Annotated in this window: 18 protein-coding genes; 8 read left to right on the forward strand and 10 right to left on the reverse strand. The window is 44.5% G+C overall.

Annotated features, from left to right (window positions below; genetic code table 11):
* Positions 1-351: 351 nt before the first annotated feature.
* From LU297_RS00735 to xthA, 5 genes are all read right to left on the reverse strand, one after another.
* Positions 352-1,530 (reverse strand): acetyl-CoA C-acetyltransferase, encoded by a 1,179-nt coding sequence (locus LU297_RS00735; RefSeq protein ID WP_263077296.1) that lies wholly within the window; start codon positions 1,528-1,530, stop codon positions 352-354.
* Positions 1,531-1,617: 87 nt separating this feature from the next.
* Positions 1,618-3,798, reverse strand: coding sequence for a prolyl oligopeptidase family serine peptidase (locus LU297_RS00740; RefSeq protein WP_263076515.1), 2,181 nt, complete (start codon positions 3,796-3,798; stop codon positions 1,618-1,620).
* Positions 3,799-3,862: 64 nt separating this feature from the next.
* Positions 3,863-4,492, reverse strand: coding sequence for a 3-oxoacid CoA-transferase subunit B (locus tag LU297_RS00745; protein WP_263076516.1), 630 nt, complete (start codon positions 4,490-4,492; stop codon positions 3,863-3,865).
* Between the two features lies 1 nt (position 4,493).
* The gene (locus tag LU297_RS00750; protein WP_263076517.1) at positions 4,494-5,192 is read right to left on the reverse strand and encodes a CoA transferase subunit A; all 699 of its coding nucleotides are present in this window, start codon (positions 5,190-5,192) and stop codon (positions 4,494-4,496) included.
* A 209-nt stretch (positions 5,193-5,401) separates the two neighbouring features.
* Positions 5,402-6,220, reverse strand: coding sequence for an exodeoxyribonuclease III (gene xthA, locus LU297_RS00755; RefSeq protein ID WP_263076518.1), 819 nt, complete (start codon positions 6,218-6,220; stop codon positions 5,402-5,404).
* A 157-nt stretch (positions 6,221-6,377) separates the two neighbouring features.
* Here xthA and LU297_RS00760 point away from each other — a divergent pair, with 157 nt between their 5' ends.
* The 3 genes from LU297_RS00760 to LU297_RS00770 are packed head-to-tail and all read left to right on the forward strand — an operon-like array spanning position 6,378 to position 8,262.
* Positions 6,378-6,818: a thioesterase family protein gene (locus tag LU297_RS00760; RefSeq protein ID WP_263076519.1), complete on the forward strand. Its 441-nt coding sequence runs from the start codon at positions 6,378-6,380 to the stop codon at positions 6,816-6,818.
* An 11-nt stretch (positions 6,819-6,829) separates the two neighbouring features.
* Entirely contained in the window at positions 6,830-7,498 is a 669-nt protein-coding gene (locus LU297_RS00765) for an ABC transporter ATP-binding protein (RefSeq protein ID WP_263076520.1), read from the forward strand.
* Complete coding sequence (locus LU297_RS00770) at positions 7,456-8,262, forward strand: ABC transporter permease (RefSeq protein ID WP_263076521.1); 807 nt, start codon at positions 7,456-7,458, stop codon at positions 8,260-8,262. The genes LU297_RS00765 and LU297_RS00770 overlap by 43 nt, the downstream gene beginning before the upstream one ends.
* A 149-nt stretch (positions 8,263-8,411) precedes the next feature.
* On the opposite strand, the gene LU297_RS00775 is transcribed toward LU297_RS00770, so the two are convergent.
* The 3 genes from LU297_RS00775 to LU297_RS00785 all read right to left on the reverse strand — a co-directional run bounded on the left by LU297_RS00775 (position 8,412) and on the right by LU297_RS00785 (position 12,323).
* Positions 8,412-9,266: an SDR family oxidoreductase gene (locus LU297_RS00775; protein WP_263076522.1), complete on the reverse strand. Its 855-nt coding sequence runs from the start codon at positions 9,264-9,266 to the stop codon at positions 8,412-8,414.
* Positions 9,267-9,330: 64 nt separating this feature from the next.
* A complete protein-coding gene (gene sohB, locus LU297_RS00780) occupies positions 9,331-10,302 on the reverse strand; it encodes a protease SohB (protein WP_263076523.1) in 972 nt (323 codons plus the stop codon).
* A gap of 164 nt (positions 10,303-10,466) precedes the next feature.
* Positions 10,467-12,323, reverse strand: a complete 1,857-nt coding sequence (locus LU297_RS00785; RefSeq protein ID WP_263076524.1) for a potassium/proton antiporter — start codon at positions 12,321-12,323, stop codon at positions 10,467-10,469.
* Positions 12,324-12,847: 524 nt separating this feature from the next.
* Between LU297_RS00785 and aspS the strand changes: the two genes are divergently transcribed.
* From aspS to LU297_RS00800, 3 genes are read left to right on the forward strand one after another with little or no spacing between them, the layout of a single operon-like run.
* Positions 12,848-14,644, forward strand: a complete 1,797-nt coding sequence (gene aspS / locus LU297_RS00790; RefSeq protein WP_263076525.1) for an aspartate--tRNA ligase — start codon at positions 12,848-12,850, stop codon at positions 14,642-14,644.
* Positions 14,645-14,658: 14 nt separating this feature from the next.
* Positions 14,659-15,588 carry a lysophospholipid acyltransferase family protein gene (locus LU297_RS00795; protein ID WP_263076526.1) on the forward strand — a complete coding sequence of 310 codons (930 nt, stop codon included), beginning with the start codon at positions 14,659-14,661 and terminating at the stop codon, positions 15,586-15,588.
* Positions 15,589-15,591: 3 nt separating this feature from the next.
* A complete protein-coding gene (locus tag LU297_RS00800) occupies positions 15,592-16,341 on the forward strand; it encodes a glycosyltransferase (RefSeq protein WP_263076527.1) in 750 nt (249 codons plus the stop codon).
* A 91-nt stretch (positions 16,342-16,432) separates the two neighbouring features.
* On the opposite strand, the gene LU297_RS00805 is transcribed toward LU297_RS00800, so the two are convergent.
* Positions 16,433-17,698 (reverse strand): S1C family serine protease, encoded by a 1,266-nt coding sequence (locus LU297_RS00805; RefSeq protein WP_263076528.1) that lies wholly within the window; start codon positions 17,696-17,698, stop codon positions 16,433-16,435.
* Between the two features lie 232 nt (positions 17,699-17,930).
* Here LU297_RS00805 and LU297_RS00810 point away from each other — a divergent pair, with 232 nt between their 5' ends.
* Both LU297_RS00810 and LU297_RS00815 read left to right on the forward strand, forming a co-directional pair.
* Positions 17,931-18,695 (forward strand): Nif3-like dinuclear metal center hexameric protein, encoded by a 765-nt coding sequence (locus LU297_RS00810; RefSeq protein ID WP_263076529.1) that lies wholly within the window; start codon positions 17,931-17,933, stop codon positions 18,693-18,695.
* A gap of 271 nt (positions 18,696-18,966) precedes the next feature.
* Positions 18,967-20,259 carry a transglycosylase SLT domain-containing protein gene (locus LU297_RS00815; protein ID WP_263076530.1) on the forward strand — a complete coding sequence of 431 codons (1,293 nt, stop codon included), beginning with the start codon at positions 18,967-18,969 and terminating at the stop codon, positions 20,257-20,259.
* Positions 20,260-20,368: 109 nt separating this feature from the next.
* On the opposite strand, the gene LU297_RS00820 is transcribed toward LU297_RS00815, so the two are convergent.
* Positions 20,369-23,119 carry a LysM peptidoglycan-binding domain-containing protein gene (locus tag LU297_RS00820; RefSeq protein ID WP_263076531.1) on the reverse strand — a complete coding sequence of 917 codons (2,751 nt, stop codon included), beginning with the start codon at positions 23,117-23,119 and terminating at the stop codon, positions 20,369-20,371.
* Positions 23,120-23,251 lie beyond the last annotated feature (132 nt).

Below are 23,251 nucleotides of genomic sequence, written 5' to 3' on the forward strand. Positions count from 1 at the left end.
TTATCTATTTTTTCAAAAAATAATTTTAAATATACAAAAAAAATCCAACGATGCCAAAACTTATCATATAGTAAAAATTAATAATTAGCAAAAGTAGAGCAATTGCATTTATCATTTTTGACATTTTTTGTACTTTTATTCTCGGCGATTTCTTGTAAATATATTAAAATTCCAACCAACCATTTTCATCACACCCCTCCCAATCTTCCTTTGGCATAGACATCTTGTCATCTGATACCATTTCTTGATTGACTGCTTCATCTTTGGCATCTGACATCATATTGCCACCACAAACCAATCAGAAACAATAAACCCCAATTTGACAGTATTCAAATTGGGGTTTTTTGTTGATTATACTCGCTCTACCGCCATCGCAAGTCCCATTCCACCACCAACGCAAAGCGTGGCAATGCCTTTTTGTTTACCACTTGCGATAAGCTCATGGATTAGCGTTACCAAAATGCGGCAGCCAGAGGCACCAATGGGGTGTCCTAAGGCAATCGCACCGCCATTGACATTGACCTTGTTGTCATCAAGTCCAAGCTCTTTGGCAACACCCAATGCCTGTGCAGCAAAGGCTTCATTCGCCTCAATCAAATCCACCTCATCTAGCGACCAGCCTGCCTTATCCAGCACCTTCTCTACCGCCCCCACAGGTCCAAGCCCCATCACAGCAGGGTCAATGCCAAAGACGCTATACGCCACCACCTTGACAAGTGGGGTCAGTCCAAGCTCTTTGGCAGTCTCACCACTCATTAGCATCACCGCCGCCGCTCCGTCATTTAGCCCCGAGGCATTGCCAGCGGTTACCGTGCCATCTTTTTTAAAGGCAGGTTTAAGTTTGGCAAGTGCCTCGCTTGTGGTATTTGGCTTAATATATTCATCTTTGTCCACCAAAACAGGCTCGCCCTTTCGCTGCGGCACGGCAACTGGTGTGATTTGGCTGGTAAATTTACCGCCATTTTGGGCATTGGTTGCCTTGATTTGTGAATTTAGGGCAAATTCATCTTGACTGGTGCGGTCAATCCCCAATTTTTCAGCGACATTTTCGGCAGTAATACCCATATGATAGCCATTATAAACATCGGTCAAGCCGTCTGCCACCATTGAATCGGTCAAAGCGGTATTGCCCATTTTTTGACCATCTCGGATATGGATAAAATGAGGGCTTTGCGACATTGATTCTTGACCGCCTGCAATGACAATCTTGGCGTCCCCTGCTTTGATGGCTTGCACGCCCATTTGCACCGCTTTTAATCCAGAACCACACACGACATTGACGGTGGTGGCAGGGGTTTTGTGGGGTAATCCTGCAAAGATGGCGGCTTGACGAGCGGGGTTTTGCCCCACGCCTGTGGTTAGCACATTACCCATAATCACTTCACTGATCGCATCGGCAGCAATGCCTGTATCGCTCAATAATCGCTCAATCACTGCCGCCCCAAGTTTGGGGGCGGATACGCTTGCCAATGACCCCAAAAACGAGCCAATAGGCGTGCGAGTGGCAGATACAATCACAATATCATTCATCATCAATCTTCCTTAGTTAAGTCTATCCAATCATATTATCAATTACTAAACACCGCTCAGGCTTGCTAAACGGTGTTTTTATCATCATTACTGCCCAAGCGTTTGCCACAAAAACTCATAGGCAAGTGCCGACATATAGGCTCTTTGTTCGTTGTTGGCAGCCCCACCGTGTCCGCCTTCAATATTTTCATAATAGTAGGCGACTTTGCCAGCTTCGCTTAGTTTTGCCATCATCTTTCTGGCGTGGGCAGGGTGCACCCTGTCATCTCTGGTGGAGGTGGTCAAAAGCACGGGCGGATAGGCTTTTTTATCATCAAACAAATGATAAGGCGAAAAGCTCTTAATATACGCCCACTCGTCCGCCTTATCAGGGTCGCCATATTCTGCCACCCACGATGCCCCAGCCAAAAGCTTGTGATAACGGCTCATATCAAGCAGTGGCACTTGAATGACCACCGCCCCAAACAAATCAGGGTACTGGGTCAGCATATTGCCCGTCAAAAGCCCACCATTAGAACCACCTTGCACGCCCAAGCGTTTTGGGCTGGTGATGTTTTTGGCAATCAAATCTTTGGCGACAGCAGAAAAATCTTCATAAGCCTTATGGCGTTTATCCTTTAAGGCGGCTTGATGCCAAGCTGGACCGTACTCGCCGCCACCACGAATATTGGCAAGCACATAAACGCCGTGTTTACCGTTTTTGGTCGTCTTAGACAGCCACGCATTGCCCACACCGCCTGAATAACTGGGCGTTAAAGATACTTCAAAACCACCATAGCCATACAGCAGTGTTGGATTGTCGCCATCTTTTTTCATATCCTTATGGTGTACCAAAAAGTAAGGCACTTTGGTGCCATCAAGGCTTGTGGCAAAGTGCTGTTCCACCACAAAATCCTCTTCTTTAAAGAAACTGGGTGTGGATTTTAATTTGGTTAAGGTGCTGTTTTTAACATCAAACAAATGTAAACTCACAGGTGTGGTAAAACCACTCACCGTCAGCCAAAGCTCATCGGAAGTCTTATCGTCCACCGCCGACACATCAAGTTTGCCATTTTGGGGTAAGCCCTTGACAGCCACAGACGAAAAATCCTTGATGGATAAGACTTTGAGTACACTTTTGACATCGTCCAAAACATTAAGCACCACATAGTTTTTTGTCCAAGACACATTCTCCAAAGAAGTGCTATCGGTTGGCTCAAACAGCACGGTGATGTTTTGTTTGCCATTTTGCCAATCGTTTAGGTTTGCTACCAAATAAGAGCCTGCCTTATAAGTTTTGCCCCCTATTGTCCAATCTTCTTTTGGCGATAGGGTCAAAAATTCTTTGTAAACGCCCTTATCCATCAAAAGTGGCAAGTCTTTGACTTCGTCCAAGGTGTTTGTTTTTGGATTGTGGATAAATAGTTTGGTATTATAAAAATCAATGGCATCAACGACATAGCCAAGCCCTGTTGTCTCATCAAAACCTGCACTGACCGCAGTATGGCTTTTGTTGGCGGTGTAGATGGTCTTAGCAGACTCAATGGGCGTGCCTCGCTTCCAAAGTTTGACGGTATTGGCATAGCCTGAGTTGGTTTGTTCGTGTTCGCTGGCATTGGTCAAATACAGCAAATTCTCATCAATCCAGCTGGTACCACCTTTGGCTTCTGGACGATAAAAGCCTTCTTTGACAAAGGATTTTGTGGTTAAGTCAAATTCACGGCTGACATCAGCGTCCGCACCGCCACGAGACAAGGAAATGATACATTTGTTATAATCGCTTTCTAGGCAGTCGGCACCGTGCCAAACCCAGTTTTCGCCTTCTTTAGCGTTTAATTCATCAAGGTCAAGCAAAACCTCCCATTTTGGATTGGGCTTTTTAAATTCTGCCAAAGTCGTTCTACGCCAAATGCCGTGTTTGTGCTTATCATCTGTCCAAAAGTTGTAATAAAACTCGCCTCGTTTGCCAACATAAGGGATTTTTTCGTTGGAGTTTAGGATTTTTAAAATGCTTTGTTCAATATCCCTAAATCTTGGTGTTGTGGCAAGGGCTTGGTCGGCTTTATCATTGTGAGCTTTAACCCACGCCAGCTGTTTTTCGCCTGTTACTTCTTCAAGCCAAAGATGAGGGTCTGTTTGGTTGGCAATGGTGGCAGTCTGAGTTTTTGGTGTTGTCATTATGTTTTCCTGTGCCGTTTTTTGGTTGGGTTTTGTTGTATTTAGCGGCTGCGTGCTGTGGCAAGCAGTCAATACCGAAAGCGTCAAAACACTCAATGCAATCTTTTTCATCGTCATTCCAAGAAAAAACCAAAAGAAGTAACCGCCTAAAAATATTTAAGCGGTAAAATATCATTTATTGAATAATGCTCACGCCAGTCTTGCCCTGCACTTCCTCAAAACTTACCCCATCGGCAAGTTCTACAAGTTTTAGCCCATCTTTGGTAACATCTAGCACACACAAGTCTGTGATAATCCGATGTACCACTTTTTTGCCTGTTAAAGGCAAATCGCATTCTGGCTTGATTTTAAAGCTACCATCTTTGGCGGTGTGTTCCATCAGCACAATGACCCTTTGCACGCCTGCCACCAAATCCATCGCACCGCCCATTCCTTTGACCATTTTGTTTGGAATCATCCAGTTGGCAAGGTCGCCAAATTCAGACACTTCCATCGCCCCCAAAATCGCCAAATTCACCTTACCACCACGAATCATCGCAAACGACTGCGATGAGCTAAAAAAGCTTGCTCCCTTTTGGGCGGTTACGGTCTGCTTGCCTGCGTTAATCAAGTCTGGGTCAATGGTCTCTTCTGTGGGAAACTCGCCAATGCCAAGTAGCCCATTTTCGGATTGGAGCATGACGCTCACCCCATCAGGAATATAATTGGCAACCAAAGTCGGCAAGCCAATGCCCAAATTGACATAATAACCATCTTGTAGTTCTTTGGCGGCTCTTTGTGCCATTTGTTCTCTTGTCCACGCCATTTTATGCCCCCTTAATCGTTCTTTGTTCAATGCGTTTTTGTGGGTTTTTATTGACCACAATACGGTGTACATAAATCCCTGACAAATGAATGTTATCAGGGTCAAGCTCGCCAATCTCCACAAGCTCTTCTACTTCCACCACGCAAATTTTGCCAGCCGTTGCCACATCTGGGTTAAAGTTTCTGGCGGTTTTGTTAAAAATCAAATTGCCTGCCTTATCCGCCTTGTACGCCTTAACCAGCGAGACATCAGCCGTCAAAGACCGCTCCATCAAATATTCTACGCCGTCAAATTCACGCACTTCTTTGCCTTCGGCAACCTTTGTGCCAACGCCTGTTTTGGTAAAAAAGGCAGGAATACCAGCACCGCCAGCACGAAGTTTTTCCGCCAGCGTGCCTTGTGGGGTCAGCTCCACTTCCAGCTCGCCTGATAAAAACTGGCGTTCAAATTCTTTGTTTTCGCCCACATAAGAGGCAATCATTTTTTTGACTTGGCGAGTTTGTAATAGCAGTCCAAGCCCAAAATCGTCCACGCCTGCATTGTTACTAATACAAGTCAAACCCTTCACGCCACTATCACGCAAGGCATCAATCAAGGCTTCTGGAATACCGCACAAGCCAAAACCGCCCACCGCAATGGTTTGATTGTCCGCCACAATGTCCGCTAGGGCAACTGTCGCATTTTCATAAACTTTTGACATTAACAATTCCTTTTTTGTGAGAAAATACAGTCCTTTATACTAATCCGATACGCCCGACTTTGCAAGCAGGATTTTTGTACAATTTATCGGAAAATTGGATAACTTGTTTCCAAAAACCATCAAACTAACGCCCTCAAACACCGCCATCAAATGATAAAAGCCGAACCGCTTATCTTAGAAACGGTTCGGCTTTACCAATCAATCAACACCTATGCCAGCTGAAAACTCGCCCAAATCGGTGCATGGTCAGATGGTTTTTCCATCGCACGAATCTGATAGCTAATGCCTGCTGACTGGCATAAATCCGCCAACTTTGGGCTGCATAAAATGTGGTCGATACGAAGACCTCGTTTTGGTTCATCTTCAAAACCACGAGAACGGTAGTCAAACCAGCTAAATTCATCATCACGCTGCCCGTGCAGATGACGATAAGTATCAACCAGCCCTGTTGCCAACAATGCTTGATACCACTCTCGCTCTTCTGGCAAGAATGAACACACACCTTTGGATAGCCAGCGTTTGGCATTGACCTCGCCAATCCCCACATCGCAATCCTCTGGCGAAATATTCATGTCGCCCATCACAATCAGCGTGCGATTTTCCTGATGAAGTGTCGTAATATAACGATTTAGGTCAGCATAAAATGCCTGCTTCATCGGAAATTTAGTCTCATGACTTCTGTTTTCGCCCTGCGGAAAATAGCCATTGATGACATCAATCTCCTGCCCATCAATCACATATCGAGCATGAATTAAGCGTCTTTGGGCATCTTCATCGCCAAAAGGAAAGCCCTTTTGCACAAAAATTGGTGCCATCTTAGAAACCAACGCCACCCCGTAATGGGATTTTTGCCCAAAAAACTCCACATGATAGCCCAAATCTTGCACCATCTGCACAGGAAAAGCCTCGTCATGCACTTTGGTTTCTTGCAGACCAATGACATCAGCATCTAATATTTGTTTGACCGCTTCTAGCTGATGCGGTCTGGCACGCAGCCCATTGATATTAAAACTAACAAAAGTCGCCATAAATATTCATTCCAAAATAAACCAACTATAACAAGATTACCAGCGATAATCAAGATACGCCAAAAGCGTCTTTGTGGCATTTTGTGCATAAAATGATTGAAAAATCAGGTTGTGCCAATTAGAATGAGTATCATCTGACCATCTTTTGGAAAAAATCATGGCAATCTTTGAAAAAATTTACAAAGTCTATATCAATCACACCGACGCTGGCGGTATTGTTTATCACGCCAATCATCTGACTTTTTTTGAAAATTGCCGAAGAGATTGGCTAACCACGCTAGGATTTGATGGTTATTTTTTTAACCTTGATGACACATCGCAAGCCAAACACGGTTTATCGGGTGCGGTTCATTTTGTCGTCAGTGAAGCCAATCTAAAATATCGAACACCCTTATTGGTTGATGACGAACTGTCTGTTCGCATTGATGAGGTCATCATCAAGCCCGCCAGTTTAATTTTACACCAAAGCATTCATCGCCCCAATCAGGACAAAGCAGCCACCACAGGCATCATCACACTAGCCTGCGTGCGTAATGACGGCAAACAAATCACGCCGTGCCGTTTGCCCAGCTCCTTTATCGCCAAAATGCTAGCTTAGGATTGTGATTGATGGTACTGGTGTCATTCGATGGTTTAAGCATGGTCAGTCATGGCAAAACCCTCATTAAGCACGCCACCGCTCAGATTATGGCTGGCGATAAGATTCTTTTGACAGGGCAGTCAGGTGCGGGCAAATCGCTATTATTACAATTGCTTGGCGGACAGATTGGTCAGCATACTGGCACGCTATATCATCAAGGGAAAACACCAGAACAACTAACGCCTAGTGTGTGGCGACACCGTCTGGCTTATTTGACCCAAAATCCTCAGATGGTTGATGGTACTGTTTTGGATAATTTACAACTGCCATTTAGATTTTCTTATCACAGTCAACGCCAATTTGACCAAAAATTTCATACAGATATTTTATCAAAATTAAATAAATCGGCAGATTTTTTGACCGCTCCCATTGCACAGCTTTCAGGGGGCGAGCGACAGCTGGTGCATTTGCTACGCACTTTACAGCTTAACCCGTGTGTCTTATTGCTAGATGAACCCACCGCTGCCTTAGATGTCAATACTGCCGCCCACATCACCGCTCTGCTTAATACATGGGTTGATGCCAGTACCATTGATTGCCCTCGTGCTTATGTGTGGATTGACCATCATCAAACTCATGATGCCTACAACAAAAAATGGCAAATGCTCAATCAGATGCTACACACGGAGATGTTGTGATGATGCTTGATGGTTTGGATATTATTTTTGCCAGCTTGCTGGTTGGCGTTGCCCTGCTGATTTCTTGGAAATTACACCTCAATCTGGGCAAATCCATCGTCATCGCCAGCATTCGTACCATTGTCCAGCTGAGTTTTGTTGGCTTGATTTTGGCGTGGGTATTTGCCCAAGAATCATCAATACAAGTGCTGAGTATTTTGAGTGTGATGACACTCATTGCCTCGCACGCTGTCAGTAAACGCATCAAAAAGCCCTATCGTGGGCTATTTTTGGACACCGTGCTATCTTTGGCGATGGCGACCATGCTGGTGGTCTTTGCCGCCATGTTATTGATTTTAAATATCAAGCCTTGGTATTCGCCACAATACATCATTCCCATTGCAGGTCTGATTTTGGGAAATTCTTTGACCGCAGTTTCCTTGACCAGCAGCCAGATGATTGATGATTTATACCAACAATCAACCAGCATTCGCATGATGCTCGCTCTATCTGCCACGCCCTTTGAGGCTTGCCACCACATCATTGTCAAAGCCATCAATCACGGCATGATGCCCACCATCAATTCGATGATGGTGGTCGGCTTGGTTAGCTTACCCGGTATGATGACAGGGCAGATTTTGGCAGGAGCAGACCCCTCTCAGGCGGTACGCTATCAAATCATTACGATGTTTTTTATTTGCACAGGCAGTGCCTTATCCTGCACCATCATCAGCTTGCTTATTCTAAAAAGATTTTTTAATAAAAACAATCAGCTCATCTTATAAATGAGCTGACACCACCAAACACCATCAACAAAATCAGACTTTAAAAAACTCATCTTATCAATAGCAATCTAGCCAGTATTCAAATAAATCGCTTACCCAATGAATAAAAAAAGACCTGTCCAAACAAGTCTTTTTGTATCAAAAAAAGTTTAGATAAACTTCGTGATTAGTCTTAATGGTAAATATTTCATGCCAAGACCAATGGGCAACCAAGGCCATGCTGGAACATAAGCCTCATCAACTTTTGCCTCAATCGCCTTGATGATGACTTCCGCCCCCTCTTCTTCCTCAACCTCAAACGGCAAATATTTTGCCCCGATATTAAGGTCGGTACGCACATAACCTGGATAGATGGTGGATACCGTGATGGGTAGTTTTTCTTTAATCATGTCAGCTCGAATGCCCTCAGCCAGACTTGCCAATCCTGCCTTAGCAGCCGCATAAGTCGTCAAATGTCGTGGCAAACCACGCACCGCTGACATGCTAGAAATCACCACCAGATGACCGCTATTTTGCGAACGAAAAATCTGCATTGCCGCCTCGCATTGAGCCATTGCAGCAATAAAATTCGTCTCAGCGGTTGCACGATTGATGTTAAAGCGACCATGCCCAATCACTCTACTATCGCCCACGCCTGCATTCACGATGATTTTATCAATCGTGCCAATTTCTTTGGTAAATTCGCCAAACACATCAAAAATCTGGTCATAATCGGTCACATCTAGGCGTTTTGCATGCACCTTAATGCCATACTGGCTTTCAAGCTCCTCTTTTAGGGCGTCCAATCGCTCTAAGCGTCTGGCACAGATTGCCAAATCATAACCCAAAAAAGCAAATTTGCGTGCCATCATCGCACCCAAGCCACTACTTGCTCCTGTGATGAGGACGGTTTTATTTGCACCAATGCCTCGAATGTCATTTAAGTCTTTGATTTTACTAAATTGATTGGCAATGACACGACCCAATTTATCGGCTCGACCAAACAACTCTTCCAGCTTTTTCATATTTATCAATCTTCTAAAAAATTCGCTATTCTACATCAAATCATCAAAAGTTACAAACCACTCCTTATGGGCGAGTGAATTTGCTGGCTGCCTGACCCAATGCCTGTATCGTATGCTCAACCACACCCTGCACACTCAGCCCAGAGTCGGACAAACCCAACTTTTCCATCAAAGTCGGTTTACTGCGTGTATGCAGTGCATAGACATGATGATGATTTAATAAAGACAAAATATAACTGTCCGAAGTGCCAACTTCATCAATCAGTCCCATCTGCATGGCATCTGCACCAAGCCAAATCTCGCCTGTGGCAATCGCCTCGATATTTAAGTTTGGGCGGTGTGTTTTGACAAATTGCTTGAACAATTCATGAATGCGATTGATGTCTTCTTGATGTTTTTGACGGTCTTCATCGGTATTTTCGCCAAACATGGTTACCGTGCGTTTGTATTCACCTGCGGTAAACTGCTCAAAACCAATGTCATATTTTTTCATCAGTTCATGGAAATTCGGCAGCTGGCTGATGACACCCACCGAACCAATCACACCAAAATCACTGGCGATGATTTTATCAGCAACACACGCCATCATATAGCCGCCACTGGCGGCAATCTTATCCACACACACCGTCAAAGACAGTCCTGCTTGCTTAATACGCATCAATTGAGCGGCCGCCAAGCCATAGGCATTCACTTGACCGCCGCCACTTTCTAGACGAAGTACAATCTCATCGCCTGCCTTAGCACTACTGATGATGGTGCTGATTTCCTCTCGCAGATGCTCAACTGCTGATGCTTTGATGTCGCCATCAAAATCAAGCACATATACATTCTTTTTCTCAGAATGCAGCGCCTCTTTATCGTCAGATTTCTTATCTTCTTTGGATTTTTTGATGGCTTGGCAAATCTTAGCAAAAGGTGTACAGCCTGATTTTTCCTCTTTTTGAGCATCAGCAAGCTGCTTTTTGGCGGTTTCTTGAGCCTTGTTTAGATGAATGATTTGTAATTCAACAGGTTTTTTTGATGAATAAAACAACATATTAACTTCCTTTATATCACATGATTGACTTGGTTTAATGGCTTATAATGGGTGCATCAATGCTGATTTTAAAGACAAAGAACACCAATATTACACAAAACACACAAAAAAACAGAACAAAACCCGTTCAGACTTTGTTCTGTTTTTTGGCTTGGCAAGGCGGCTTAATCCTTATGGTAATTTTTTAGCCCCACCCCACGCAATCTGCCTTGACCATCAATATCACGCACAATCAATGACCAATGCTCATTAAGACGAATCTCATCGCCTTTGACAGGCTCAGTGGCAAATTCATTTAGCATAAATTCTTCCACCGTCATATTTTGCGATTTGGTCAAAGTATCAATCAGCTCATCATCAATCCCCGTCAAGCTGGTTGCTGAGGGTGCTAGCGTGAATATCTCCCATGCTGCCGAAGTCTGCAAACGGCTCAAACGATTGCCATTGGTATTGAGCGTTTTGGTTGCCAAATTATAAAAAGGCAAATCAGCAATTTTGGCGTGTGGCGACAGTAGCCAATCGCCATAAAACTGGCTATTCTTTTGGTATTGAGCGGTTGAATTATTAAAAATTTTGGCAATACTTGCCGCATGGTCACCGCTCATCGCATACCACACCAAATCGCCCGTTTTAAGCGTTGTGTCATCATTGATGGTCAGCAGTTTTTGGTGACGCACCAATGCAAATACCGAGATGGCATTAGGGCTTACCTTGCTAGAAATGCTCTGAGGGTGGCGATTGATGGCAAACGCACCTGGCTTGACTTCAAATTCATACAGCGTGATGTTGGCTTGGTCACCCACCCAAATCTCATGCTCCGCCTTAGGCTCATTATCAGTTGGTACCCATACACGAAATAATCTGGACATAAAAGGAATGGTTGTGCCTTGTGCCAATAAGGATAAAATCACCACACCAAAAGTGATGTTAAACGCCAAATCCGCACCTGGCACTTTCATCATCACAGGAATAATCGCCAGCGTAATCGGTACTGCACCACGCAAGCCAACCCAAGAAATGAAACCAATCTCACGCAAGCTAAAATGAAATGGCAATAAAGAGGACGCCACCGCCCAAGGTCTTGCCACAAACAACAAAAACAAGAAAATCAGCAAAGAATAATGCCACACTTCAAGAATGTTTGATGGCATGACCAAAAGTCCCAAAATCACAAACAACGCCGCTTGTGACAACCAAGCAAAGCTGTCCATCACACGCAGTACATGCTCTGTGGCTCGCACTTTGGTATTACCAATCACCACGCCTGCCAAATACACCGCCAAAAATCCTGAACCGCCCAGCAAGTTGGTCGCCCCAAAAACAATCATGCCTGCCGACATGATTAAAATGGCATACATACCATCTGCCAGATAAACTTTTGGCAAAAGACGAGATAACGCCCAACCAGAAAGCAATCCTACAATCAAACCTGTACCAATCTGCTGCACCAACATCACAAGCAGACTACTGATGCTTTGACTGTCTGGGTCAAGATTGAGGGCAATCATCGCTGTAACCAGCAAAATCGCCAACGGGTCGTTCGCTCCTGACTCAATTTCTAGGGTTGCTTGCACACGGTCATTGAGCTTGACACCACCATTTCGCAATAGAGAAAAAACCGCCGCCGCATCAGTTGAGCCAACAATCGCTGCCATCAATAAACCCAATCGCCAGTCCACATCTAGCAGCCAAGTGGCAAAGATGCCCAATGCGGTTACTGTTGCCAACACACCCCAGCTTGCCAGTGTGATGGCAGGTTTTAGACCCACACGAAACGAATTGAGCGAAGTGCGAAGTCCGCCATCAAGCAAAATGCACGCCAATGCCGCCTGACCGATAAAGTTGGCAAGCTGATAATCAGCAAAAGGAATGCCAAGCACACCCTCTTCGCCTGCTAGCATGCCCACGCCCAAGAAAAACAACAATAATGGCACACCAAGCCTTGCTGATAGCGTGCTGGTCATGATGCTAATAAAAATCAGCAATGATGCAACCACATATAAGGTATTTAAATAATCCATAACCGCACACCCTCATCAACCAGCAAAATAGGCACAACTAAGCCATCAAAGCACATCAAAACAGGATTTAACCCCATAAAAAATAAAGAAAATTTCTACAAAATATCAACCCACCAATCCTATCACAACTCACCCCATTGTGCCATAAAAAATACAAAAAATTTTAATCAGTAAAGTATCAGCAAATCTTGTGTTTACATCTTGCTCACTCATCGCCAAGCACCATCTGACACAAACAAGCTATCACAATCCTCCTAAGCGGTATCCATGGTATTAGTCACCAGTAAATACCCCTTTCATGCCTGGTGAATTTTGATGATGTTTGCTAAAAATGATTTTTAATCCATCATTGCTCAATTTTAAATCAAGATAAAAATACAAAAACCTAATAAAAAAATCACTCGCACCCCTTGAACCCAAAACAATTACAAGGCATAATGTATGGTTTAAAGACTTAATTTGGCGACAATCTCGCCCAAAGATATTGATTGTTTTCGTTTAGATTTATAAATAAGGCAAATTCTATGATGCGTACTGCATACTGCGGTTTAGTAACCGAAGAACTGATTGACCAAACCATCACCATTGCAGGTTGGGTGCATCGTCGCCGTGACCACGGTGGTGTGATTTTCTTGGACATGAGAGACCGTGAAGGCTTACTACAAGTAGTCATCGACCCTGATACACCAGAAGCCTTTGCTACTGCTGATGCTGCTCGCTCTGAATACTTGCTAAAAATCACAGGTCGTGTGCGTCGTCGCTATGCAGGCACCGAAAACGCCAACATGACCAGCGGTCAAGTGGAGCTTTTGGGCAAAGAGATTGAACTGCTTGCTAAGGCTGACACACCACCATTCCCATTGAATGACGAAAATATCTCTGTTTCAGAAGAGTTACGCCTAAAATATCGCTTCTTGGACATGCGTCGTCCAGAGATGCAAGAACGCATGAAGTTCCGTGCCAAAGCCACTTCTACCATTCGTCGTTATCTAGATGATCATGGCTTTCTTGATGTTGAAACCCCGATTTTGACTCGTGCCACCCCAGAGGGAGCAAGGGACTATCTAGTACCATCTCGCACTCGTCCAGGTAACTTTTTTGCCCTACCTCAATCGCCACAGTTATTTAAGCAACTACTGATGGTGGCAGGCTTTGACCGCTATTACCAAATCGCTAAATGCTTCCGTGATGAAGATTTGCGTGCTGACCGTCAGCCAGAATTTACCCAAGTCGATATCGAAACCTCTTTCCTATCTGACGAAGAGATTATGGACATTGCCGAAGGCTTGACCAAAGATTTGTTCAAAACGATGCTTAATGTTGAATTTGACAAATTCCCACGCATGACCTATGCCACTGCAATGCGTGATTATGCTTCTGATAAGCCAGATTTGCGTATCCCATTAAAATTGGTTGATGTGGCTGACATCATGCAATCGGTTGAATTTAAAGTATTCTCAGGTCCAGCTGCCGACCCCAAAGGTCGTGTTGCCGCTCTACGCATTCCAAACGGTGCTGAAATGAGCCGTAAGCAAATTGACGATTACACCAAATTTGTCGGCATCTACGGTGCAAAAGGTCTTGCCTACATCAAAGTCAATGATGATACCAAAATCAACAATGGCGTGGACCAAGAATCAGGTCTACAATCACCAATCATCAAAAACATGACCGATGAAGTGTTGGTGGAACTCATCAAACGCACCGAAGCCAAGACAGGCGACATCATTTTCTTTGGTGCTGATAAAGCCAAAGTTGTCAATGACGCCATGGGTGCGTTGCGTGTCAAAATTGGTACTGACCTAAATCTATTCACTTGTGAATGGGCACCGCTATGGGTGGTTGATTTCCCAATGTTTGAAGAAACTGACGATGGTAAATGGACATCGGTTCACCACCCATTCACTCGTCCAAAAGGCTCGGTAGAAGAACTAAAACAAAGTCCAGAAACCGCCCTATCTATCGCCTATGATATGGTGCTTAATGGCACAGAAATCGGCGGTGGTTCATTACGTATCAACACTGTTGAAATGCAAGAAGCAGTTTTTGATGCACTTGGCATCTCAAAAGAAGAAGCTGAGCTAAAATTCAAGTTCTTGCTAGATGCACTGCGTTTTGGTGCACCGCCGCACGGTGGCTTGGCATTTGGTCTAGACCGTCTGATTATGCTAATGGTAGGAGCAAGCTCAATCCGTGATGTGATTGCCTTCCCGAAAACCAAAACAGCAGAATGTCCATTGACCGAAGCTCCTGCTGGTGTTGATGCTAAGCAACTTCGTGAACTTGGCATTCGAGTTCGTGAAAAAGAAAAAGCCGAATAATTCACATTGACCGTATGGCTTTACATTTAATTAAATATGTGCCGTTGTCAGTCCTGCGTGGATTGGCAACGGTTTGTGCTTGCATCGCAAATACATTTCATCTGGGTATCTATCGGAGCATTTGGGCAAACTTAACCCTCATCAATCCTGAGATGTCTGATGAACAAAAAACCAAACTTTCCAAAAAAATTCTAAAAAATCAGCTACTTAGCATAGTTGATACCCTAAAAAGCTGGGCAATGCCCCCAGCATGGTCTGTCAAAAAAATCAGCAAAGTTCATCAGCTCTCCATCTTGGAGGCAGGCTTTGCACATCCCAATGGCATGCTCTTGGTTGTGCCGCATTTAGGCACTTGGGAGATGATGAATCCTTGGATTAATAGCTGGGGTTCGCCAACCATCATGTACAAGCCCATCAAACAACCAATACTCAACAACTTCGTGCTTGCCAGTCGAGAACGCACCAAGTCCACACTTGTCCCCACTGATGCCACAGGGGTAAAAGCAGTATTTAAAGCCTTAAAAAATGGCGAGTTTAGCGTGATTCTGCCTGACCATGTGCCAGATTTATCAGGTGGTGTGGTTGTGCCTTTTTTTGGCATTGAGACTTTAAGCAGCACCTTGACCAGTAAACTTGCTCAAAAAACCCATTGTGCCTTAGTGGGCTTATCATGCATTCGCACGCAGACGGGCGATTATGAGGTCTTCTGTTATGAATTAGACGACCCACAGTTATACGATAAAGACATTCATGTTGCCACTGCTGCACTCAATCGTGCCGTCCAATCCATCATTGAACCGCATTTTGAGCATTATATGTGGGGATATCGCCGATTCAGAGAGACCCCTTTGATAGACAACCCCTATCCACTTTCCATCGATGAGCTTACCTTGCTGGCAAAACAATTACACGCCCGCACACAATCTAAGGATAATGAAGGATAATACATGAATACAGAAACCAACTACATCATCTGCATGAAATGGGGGAAAAAATACGGTGCTGAATATGTCAATCGTCTGTACAATATGGTACAAAGAAACATCACCCTGCCCTTTACGATGGTATGCTTAACCGATGATAGCACAGGTATTCGTCCAGAAGTAGTCTGCTACCCAATTCCCCAACTTAATCTACCTGACAACTTGCCAGAACGGGGCTGGAAAAAGCTCACCACCTTCAAACCCGACCTTTATGGGCTGAAAGGCACGGCATTATTTTTGGATATTGACATCGTCATCGTGGGTAATATTGATTGCTTTTTTACCCATCAGGCATCACACGATGATAGTGTCATGATTATCCGTGACTGGAAAAAGCCTTGGCGAATGGTTGGTAATAGCTCCGTCTATCGCTTCAAAGTTGGTCAAAACACCTATCCTGATTTATTAAGATATTTTGAACAAAATTTTGAAAAAATTCGTCAGGAAGTTCGCCATGAACAAGCCTTTTTATCCAATTATCTACGAAAACACCATCATTTAGAATATTGGGATTCTAGCTGGTGTGTCAGCTTTAAATATCATTGTTTGCACAAAATTCCTTTTGCTTATTTTCTACCCCCCAAAAAACCCTCCGATGCCAAAATTGTCATTTTTCACGGAGAAATCAATCCACCAGATGCCATCAAAGGTGGTGGTGGAAAGTGGTATCGCTATGTACTACCAAGCGACTGGATTAAAAAGGCTTGGCAATAAACCAACAAATCAATTAACCTCGGACGAACATCAAAAAAGCGGATTATCAAATCCGCTTTTTTGGCACATCAGTCTATCAGCAAGTCACACATTAACGATTTTGCAACTGCTCTAACTGACGAAGCAATTCTTCTACTTGGGCTTGATTGGCTGGCGGATTGTTTTGACGAGTGCCTTGTAGTTGCTCCAAATTCGGTCTTTCGACTGGCACAACCAGTACCGTCAATGCCTGACCTTGACGCTCAATCTCCACATTTAACTGACTGCCTGGTGCTTTATTTGCCACCAAATTAACCAACGCATTGGCACTGCTAAGCGGTGTGCCATCAATGGACAGCAATACATCGCCACGCTGAATACCGGCTTGTGCAGCTGGTGAATTAGGCATGACATTGGCGACCAGTAAGCCCTTTTCATCATTTGGAATGGCAGAATCTTGATGAATGGCAAGCTCCACGCCAATCCAACCACGACTAACTTTGCCATCTTTAATCAAAGCATTCATGACCTGCTCAACCATCGTATTTGGAATGGCAAAACCAATACCCATTGAACCACCAGAACGAGAATAAATGGCAGTATTAACACCGATTAACGCTCCATTGGCATCAACCAATGCACCGCCAGAGTTGCCTGGATTGATGGCGGCATCTGTCTGGATAAAATCCTCAAAACGACTCACGCCAATGCCCATACGACCTGTTGCAGAAACAATACCCTGCGTGACCGTTTGCCCCACACCAAAAGGATTGCCGATTGCTAACGCCACATCACCCACCTTGATGGGCTTGCTGCGAAACTCCATGGGGATTAACCCATTCATTTGTACTTTGATGACCGCCAAGTCACTGTCTTCATCACTGCCAATGATGCTTGCCTTAGCTTTGCGTCCATCATTTAAAATTACCGTGATTTCATCTGCTTTGGCAATCACATGGGCATTGGTTACGATATAACCATCTTTTGAGACGATGACCCCAGAACCAAGATTATGACCGCCCTCTTTGGGTAGTTGTTCAAAAAATTGACTAAAAAATGGGTCATTGGCATACGGGTGCTGAGCAATTTGCTGCGTGGTGTAGATATTGACCACCGATTGAGCTGCTTTATTGACCGCCTGATGGTAGGAGCTGATTGGTTCGGGCGTGTCTGGATTGGTGTTGTTATCCTGATTGGCAATTTTTGGTTGCCATGCTTGCTCGCTTGATGTGTCTGCCTGTGGTGCGTTTGAAGTTTGTAATTGCTTGACCTGTGGATAGACGAACCACATGATTGCCACCAAAGCAATACAAATCAGCCATGGCAACAAAATCCACGCTGACAGACCCATTTGTTGATTTGGATTGGTGTGTTTCATGTTATTTTCCCCAAAAAATAAACTTATCTCATTGTAGCACGACTTTTTTACACCTTGATGAATTTTACCGCCCAGATTGTGTCAAATTATTATCAAAATTTACGCTGATTTTGCTCGCCAAAAAGCACATCAGTCCAATATATTATCCAATTTTTCAAGAGTCAATCAATAAAAACAAATTGTCAATCATGCCTTCTTTGCGGTAAAATGTTAAAAACATTGGAAGATTATCATGACTAATATCACTGCTCATCAATTAGTTCAATTCTGTGACGATTATTTATCCACGCACGAATTTCAAGATTATTGCCCCAACGGCTTACAAGTGGACGCAGACAGACCTATTGGTCGTATTATCACAGGCGTGACCGCCAATCAAAAACTGATTGAGGCTGCCATCGCCAAACAGGCTGACGCCATCTTGGTGCATCATGGCTATTTTTGGAAAGGTGAAGCTGAGCCGCTGACTGGCATGAAAGGCAAACGCATTCGCCTATTGATGCAACACGGCATTTCGCTCATTGCCTACCATTTGCCCTTAGATGCCCACCCTGTGCTAGGCAACAATGCCATGTTGGCAAAAGAGCTTGATTTGACCATCACAGGGGCATTATATCCACACCAAAAGCACCCTATTGGCAACATTGCTAATTGTCCACCCATTCGCTCATCAGATTTGGCAACCAAAATCGGTCAGGTGCTAGGTCGTACACCCTTACACATCGCCAATAATCCAGACCGCCTTGTGACCAAAATTGGTCTTTGCACAGGCGGAGCTCAGGATATGATTGAGCAAGCTGCCAAGATGGGCTGCGATGCTTTTATTTCAGGAGAAATCTCCGAACGCACCACGCACGCTGCCCACGAATTAAATATTGACTATTTTGCCTCAGGTCATCACGCCACCGAACGCAGTGGTGTTCGTGAGCTGGGCAATTTGATTGCTAAGCAATTTGGCATCTTAGTAGAATTTGTTGATATTGACAATCCTGCCTGATGAGCATCAACCCTAACGACAAAATACACCCAGACAAGCCATGAATGGCACTGATTCTGCCTAAAAAATCAACACATTTGTAATGATTTGTAATCATCCATTTGGTCTTATTTTGTAGGAAAAACAAGGAGTTGGCATTAGTGATGGGTTTTTTCTTTACTTTTTTCCAACGGAATTTTGTCAATATTTGGGGCATAATGAGCAATCTTGTAAATTTCATGCCGCTGTCATACTTTGATTTTTGCTCAAAGATGGTGCGACAGGAGAAATAATGCAAATTAAGCAAAATCGACCCAATACCCGCAAAAAATCGCTGTATCGCCCTACACCTGTACGAGCAAAATTTCGCAAAAAACCCTACGCCAAACTGCTGTGGGCAGGTTTTTTGACCCATGTGGCTCGTCCTTTGCTGCAAGGTGGGCGATTTGTTGTGCGTCATCTGATACAGTTACATCGGACGCACCCAAAACATGCTCAACGATTTTGGCAGGTGCTGGTTTTGGCATTGCTCATCATTATTCCTGCTCGTATCTTGCTGACAGACAAACCACAAGTGCCACCGCCAACCAATCTTAGCACAATTATTGAAAACAAAATCCTAACTGTCGCCTCCACCAATCAAGATGATGGCATCATCTACGACCACGATGGCTTGATGCATGGTTTTGGCTACGATGTCGCTCGTCTGTATGCCAGCCATCTAGGAGCTCAGCTTGCGTTTGTTAATTATGCCAATGCGGATGAAGCCTTGCGTGCAGTACAGTCTGGCGTGGCTGATGTCGCTTTATTGCACGAGTTGGATAAATTTAGCCAAGATGATGAAGCGGTTGATGTACATTTTTTGGCGTGTGATGATGCTCAAAAAGCTCGGGTAAAAAAAGCAGGTTTGAACGAAAAATTGGCATTCATCACAGCAGACAGCAAGTCAGATATTGCTGACAATGTCAAAGAATTTTTATGCACCGAGGATACCAAACAAGACATTTCCTACTTGGTGCAGTTTCACGACCAAAATTTACTAAAAAACGCCTACAACGCTCAGCATTTTGCCAGCTCCATCAAGCGATTGCCCCTGTATGAATATGGTTTTAAAATCGCAGCCGAAGAGTTTGAACAAGACTGGGAAGTATTGGCAATGGTTGCCTATCAAGAATCTCATCTAAATACCAAGACTCGTTCGCCGACTGGCGTACAAGGTATGATGATGCTGACCCAAGACACCGCCAAAGCAATGGGCATCAAAGACCGTAACGATGTCGTGCAAAGTATTCGTGGCGGGGCAAAATACCTTAATCAGCTCCAACAGCAGTTTGCCCACATTCCAAAGGCTGATCGACTGTGGTTCGTGCTGGCTTCATACAACATGGGGCCAAATGCCGTCAAGCAGATTCAGGCTATCCTAAAAACACAAGGCAAAGACCCCAATCTATGGGTGAATGTCTATACCTATCTGAATCAAAATGCTGAACAAAATAGCCGATATGCCCAATGTGTGCATTATGTTACCAATATCCGCAATTATCTTGAAGCCATCAAAAAACCCGAGCAGTCTTCATCAAAATAGTCGTTTGCACCACAGAATATGACCACACAATCACGACTGACTTTGAATTAAACACCATAAAAAACGCACCAAATCACTGGTGCGTTTTTTGATTTTTTTGTCGATGAAATCATCGATTTGGCACAGTCAAAACCTGTCCGATGCGTAGATTGGCAGATGGTTCAAGATGGTTCATCTTAGCCAATTCTTCGACAGAAATGCCATAACGGCGAGCCAAAGAAATCAAACCATCGCCAGCTTTGACGGTGTAGCTTGTGGTCAGTTTTGGTAGCTTAATCCCCTGTCCCACACGCAAAGAAGCATTGGCTGGCAAACCATTTAAACTTGCCAATTCCGTCAGTGAAACACCAGCACGATTTGCCAGTGCTGTCAAACTATCGCCCGCCTTAACGGTATAATTTTCAGTAGCGATGTTGCGAGTATTACCTTTGGTAGGTTTGGCAGCCTCCACCCTCTCCACTTTCGCTGTCGAAACGGCTGGTTTTGCCTGAGCTGATTGTCCTGCTTGTGATGGTAGTTTTAGAGTTTGTCCAATTTGTACGCCATCGGTGGTAGAAAGATTATTTTCACTTGCCAATGCAGGTAGACTGACATTATATTTGCGAGCGATGACAGTTAGGTTTTCGCCTGCTTGTACCGTATGAGTATTTGGATTGGTGGTGGTTTTGGTTGGTGCTGGGGTATTAGCTGGTTTGGCTGGTTGAGCAGTTGGTTTTACTTTACCAGCAACAAGCCATAGACGCTGACCAATCAAAATATGGGCATCGCTGGCTAAGTTGTTATAACTTGCCAATTGTCCAACAGTCAGACCATTGGCAGCAGCAACAGAAGTTAGGCTATCGCCAGCTTTGACGGTGTAGCTTTCGGGTTTTGGTACATTTTTTGCCACTTCCACTTTCTCCACTTTTGCTGTCGAAACGGCTGGTTTTGCCTGAGCTGATTGTCCTGCTTGTGATGGTAGTTTTAGAGTTTGTCCAATTTGTACGCCATCGGTGGTAGAAAGATTATTTTCACTTGCCAATGCAGGTAGACTGACATTATATTTGCGAGCGATGACAGTTAGGTTTTCGCCTGCTTGTACCGTATGAGTATTTGGATTGGTGGTGGTTTTGGTTGGTGCTGGGGTATTAGCTGGTTTGGCTGGTTGAGCAGTTGGTTTTACTTTACCAGCAACAAGCCATAGACGCTGACCAATCAAAATATGGGCATCGCTGGCTAAGTTGTTATAACTTGCCAATTGTCCAACAGTCAGACCATTGGCAGCAGCAACAGAAGTTAGGCTATCGCCAGCTTTGACGGTGTAGCTTTCAGGTTTTGGTGCAGGCTTGGTTGTTTTTGGCGTACTTGCCTTGACAGGTGTAGCTTGCTCCGCTGGCTTGGTATGATTTTGAGCAGGTGGTAGCTGTGGCTTAACAGGTGCTTGTGGTGCAGAATTAGCAAAACTAATGCTCTTATTCTCGCCACGAGCGTCCAATACCGACTGACCGGTTTGTACTGCTTCTAGCTGAATATTGCCATCTTGTGGATTGACCGCCTGTACTCGTTCAGCACTTTGTGCTTGGATTTGAGCAGCGATAAAATCTCGCTCCTCTGTCGATAAAGCAGGCTCCTGAATGATGGTGTTATTTGGCGTTACCTGTGCAATGGTGGTTGGCAAGGTATTTGACCGAATCAATTCTTGCTGAGAATTTTGGTTGCTGCCTGCACCTGATTTTGGCAAGACATAATCCACACTTTGTGCTGGTGCTGTCGCCACATAATCACCACCATAGCCATAGCCTGCCAGTGCAGACAAGTTGGCGTCAAGCGAATTTGGGACGCTGTCTGGAATGACAATTCGGTTTGGTCCTGCGGCATCGACCGTGTGATTTAATAAAGCTGGGTTTAATAGGCGTAACTCATCAAATGACACGCCCGTGACTGATGATACTTCGCTTAGGCTCACACCATAATTGACAGGCACAGTTCTAAAATGACTGTGATTGGCAATGGCTGGCAAGTACACCCCGTAAGTCTCTGGCGAACTGACAATCTGAGATACCGCCAAAAATCTAGGCACATAGTTCATCGTCTCGGTTGGCAATCTTAGCGACCAATAGTCGGTTGGCAATCCTTCGGCTTGGTTTGCTTTGATTGCCTTAGAAATGCGTCCAGGACCTGCATTATAAGCCGCCAATGCCAATTCCCATGAGCCAAATTGATTATACAAACTGGTCAAAAAGTCATAAGCGGCACGAGTGGATTCAATCACATCTCGGCGACCATCGTAGCTATCACTTTGGTTTAGGCCATAGATACGCCCTGTGCTAGGGATAAACTGCCAAAGTCCAGCGGCTGCTGCATTACTGGTGGCTGATGGGTCGTAGGAACTCTCAATGATGGGTAGCAGTGCCAATTCTGATGGAATGCCTCGTCTTTCTGCCTCAGCAACCGTGTGATGCAAATAGCGAGAGGCTCTGGCAGTCAAACGATCCAAATAACTTTGGCGAGTATAAAACCAAGATTTTTGGGCTTCGATTCTGGCGTTGGTTGTCTCAGGAATACGATAGCCACGACGGATACGCTCCCATAAGTTGCCATAGCGTTGTACAGCAAGCTCGTCGCCCTCCACCATCGTCACATCAGAGGCTTCAAGCAAATCCTCCAACAAAGACAAAGTAGCTGGATCTAATTGACTATCTGCTGTGGTGGTTGATGTGGTAGGTGGGCTTGCTGGCTTGCTTGTCACAACCGTCTTGGCAGGTGCGGATTTTGCTGGGGTTGTACCAGTGCTGCTACACGCCACCAAAATACAAGACGAAATCGCCACAGTCAGTGGTTTTAGAAGAGGGAAATTGGCGGTAGTCTTTGGGCTAATCATTTTAGCTACTGTCCTATCAAAACATCAATCACACAAATATGACAACAAAAGCGGTGTCATAAATGGTGCATAATGCCTGATTTTCAGGATTTTATCAACCAAGAAACCAGTAAAACCTGCCAATTTACATAA

The sequence above is a fragment of the Moraxella nasicaprae genome (genome assembly GCF_025643275.1).
Classification (GTDB): domain Bacteria; phylum Pseudomonadota; class Gammaproteobacteria; order Pseudomonadales; family Moraxellaceae; genus Moraxella; species Moraxella nasicaprae.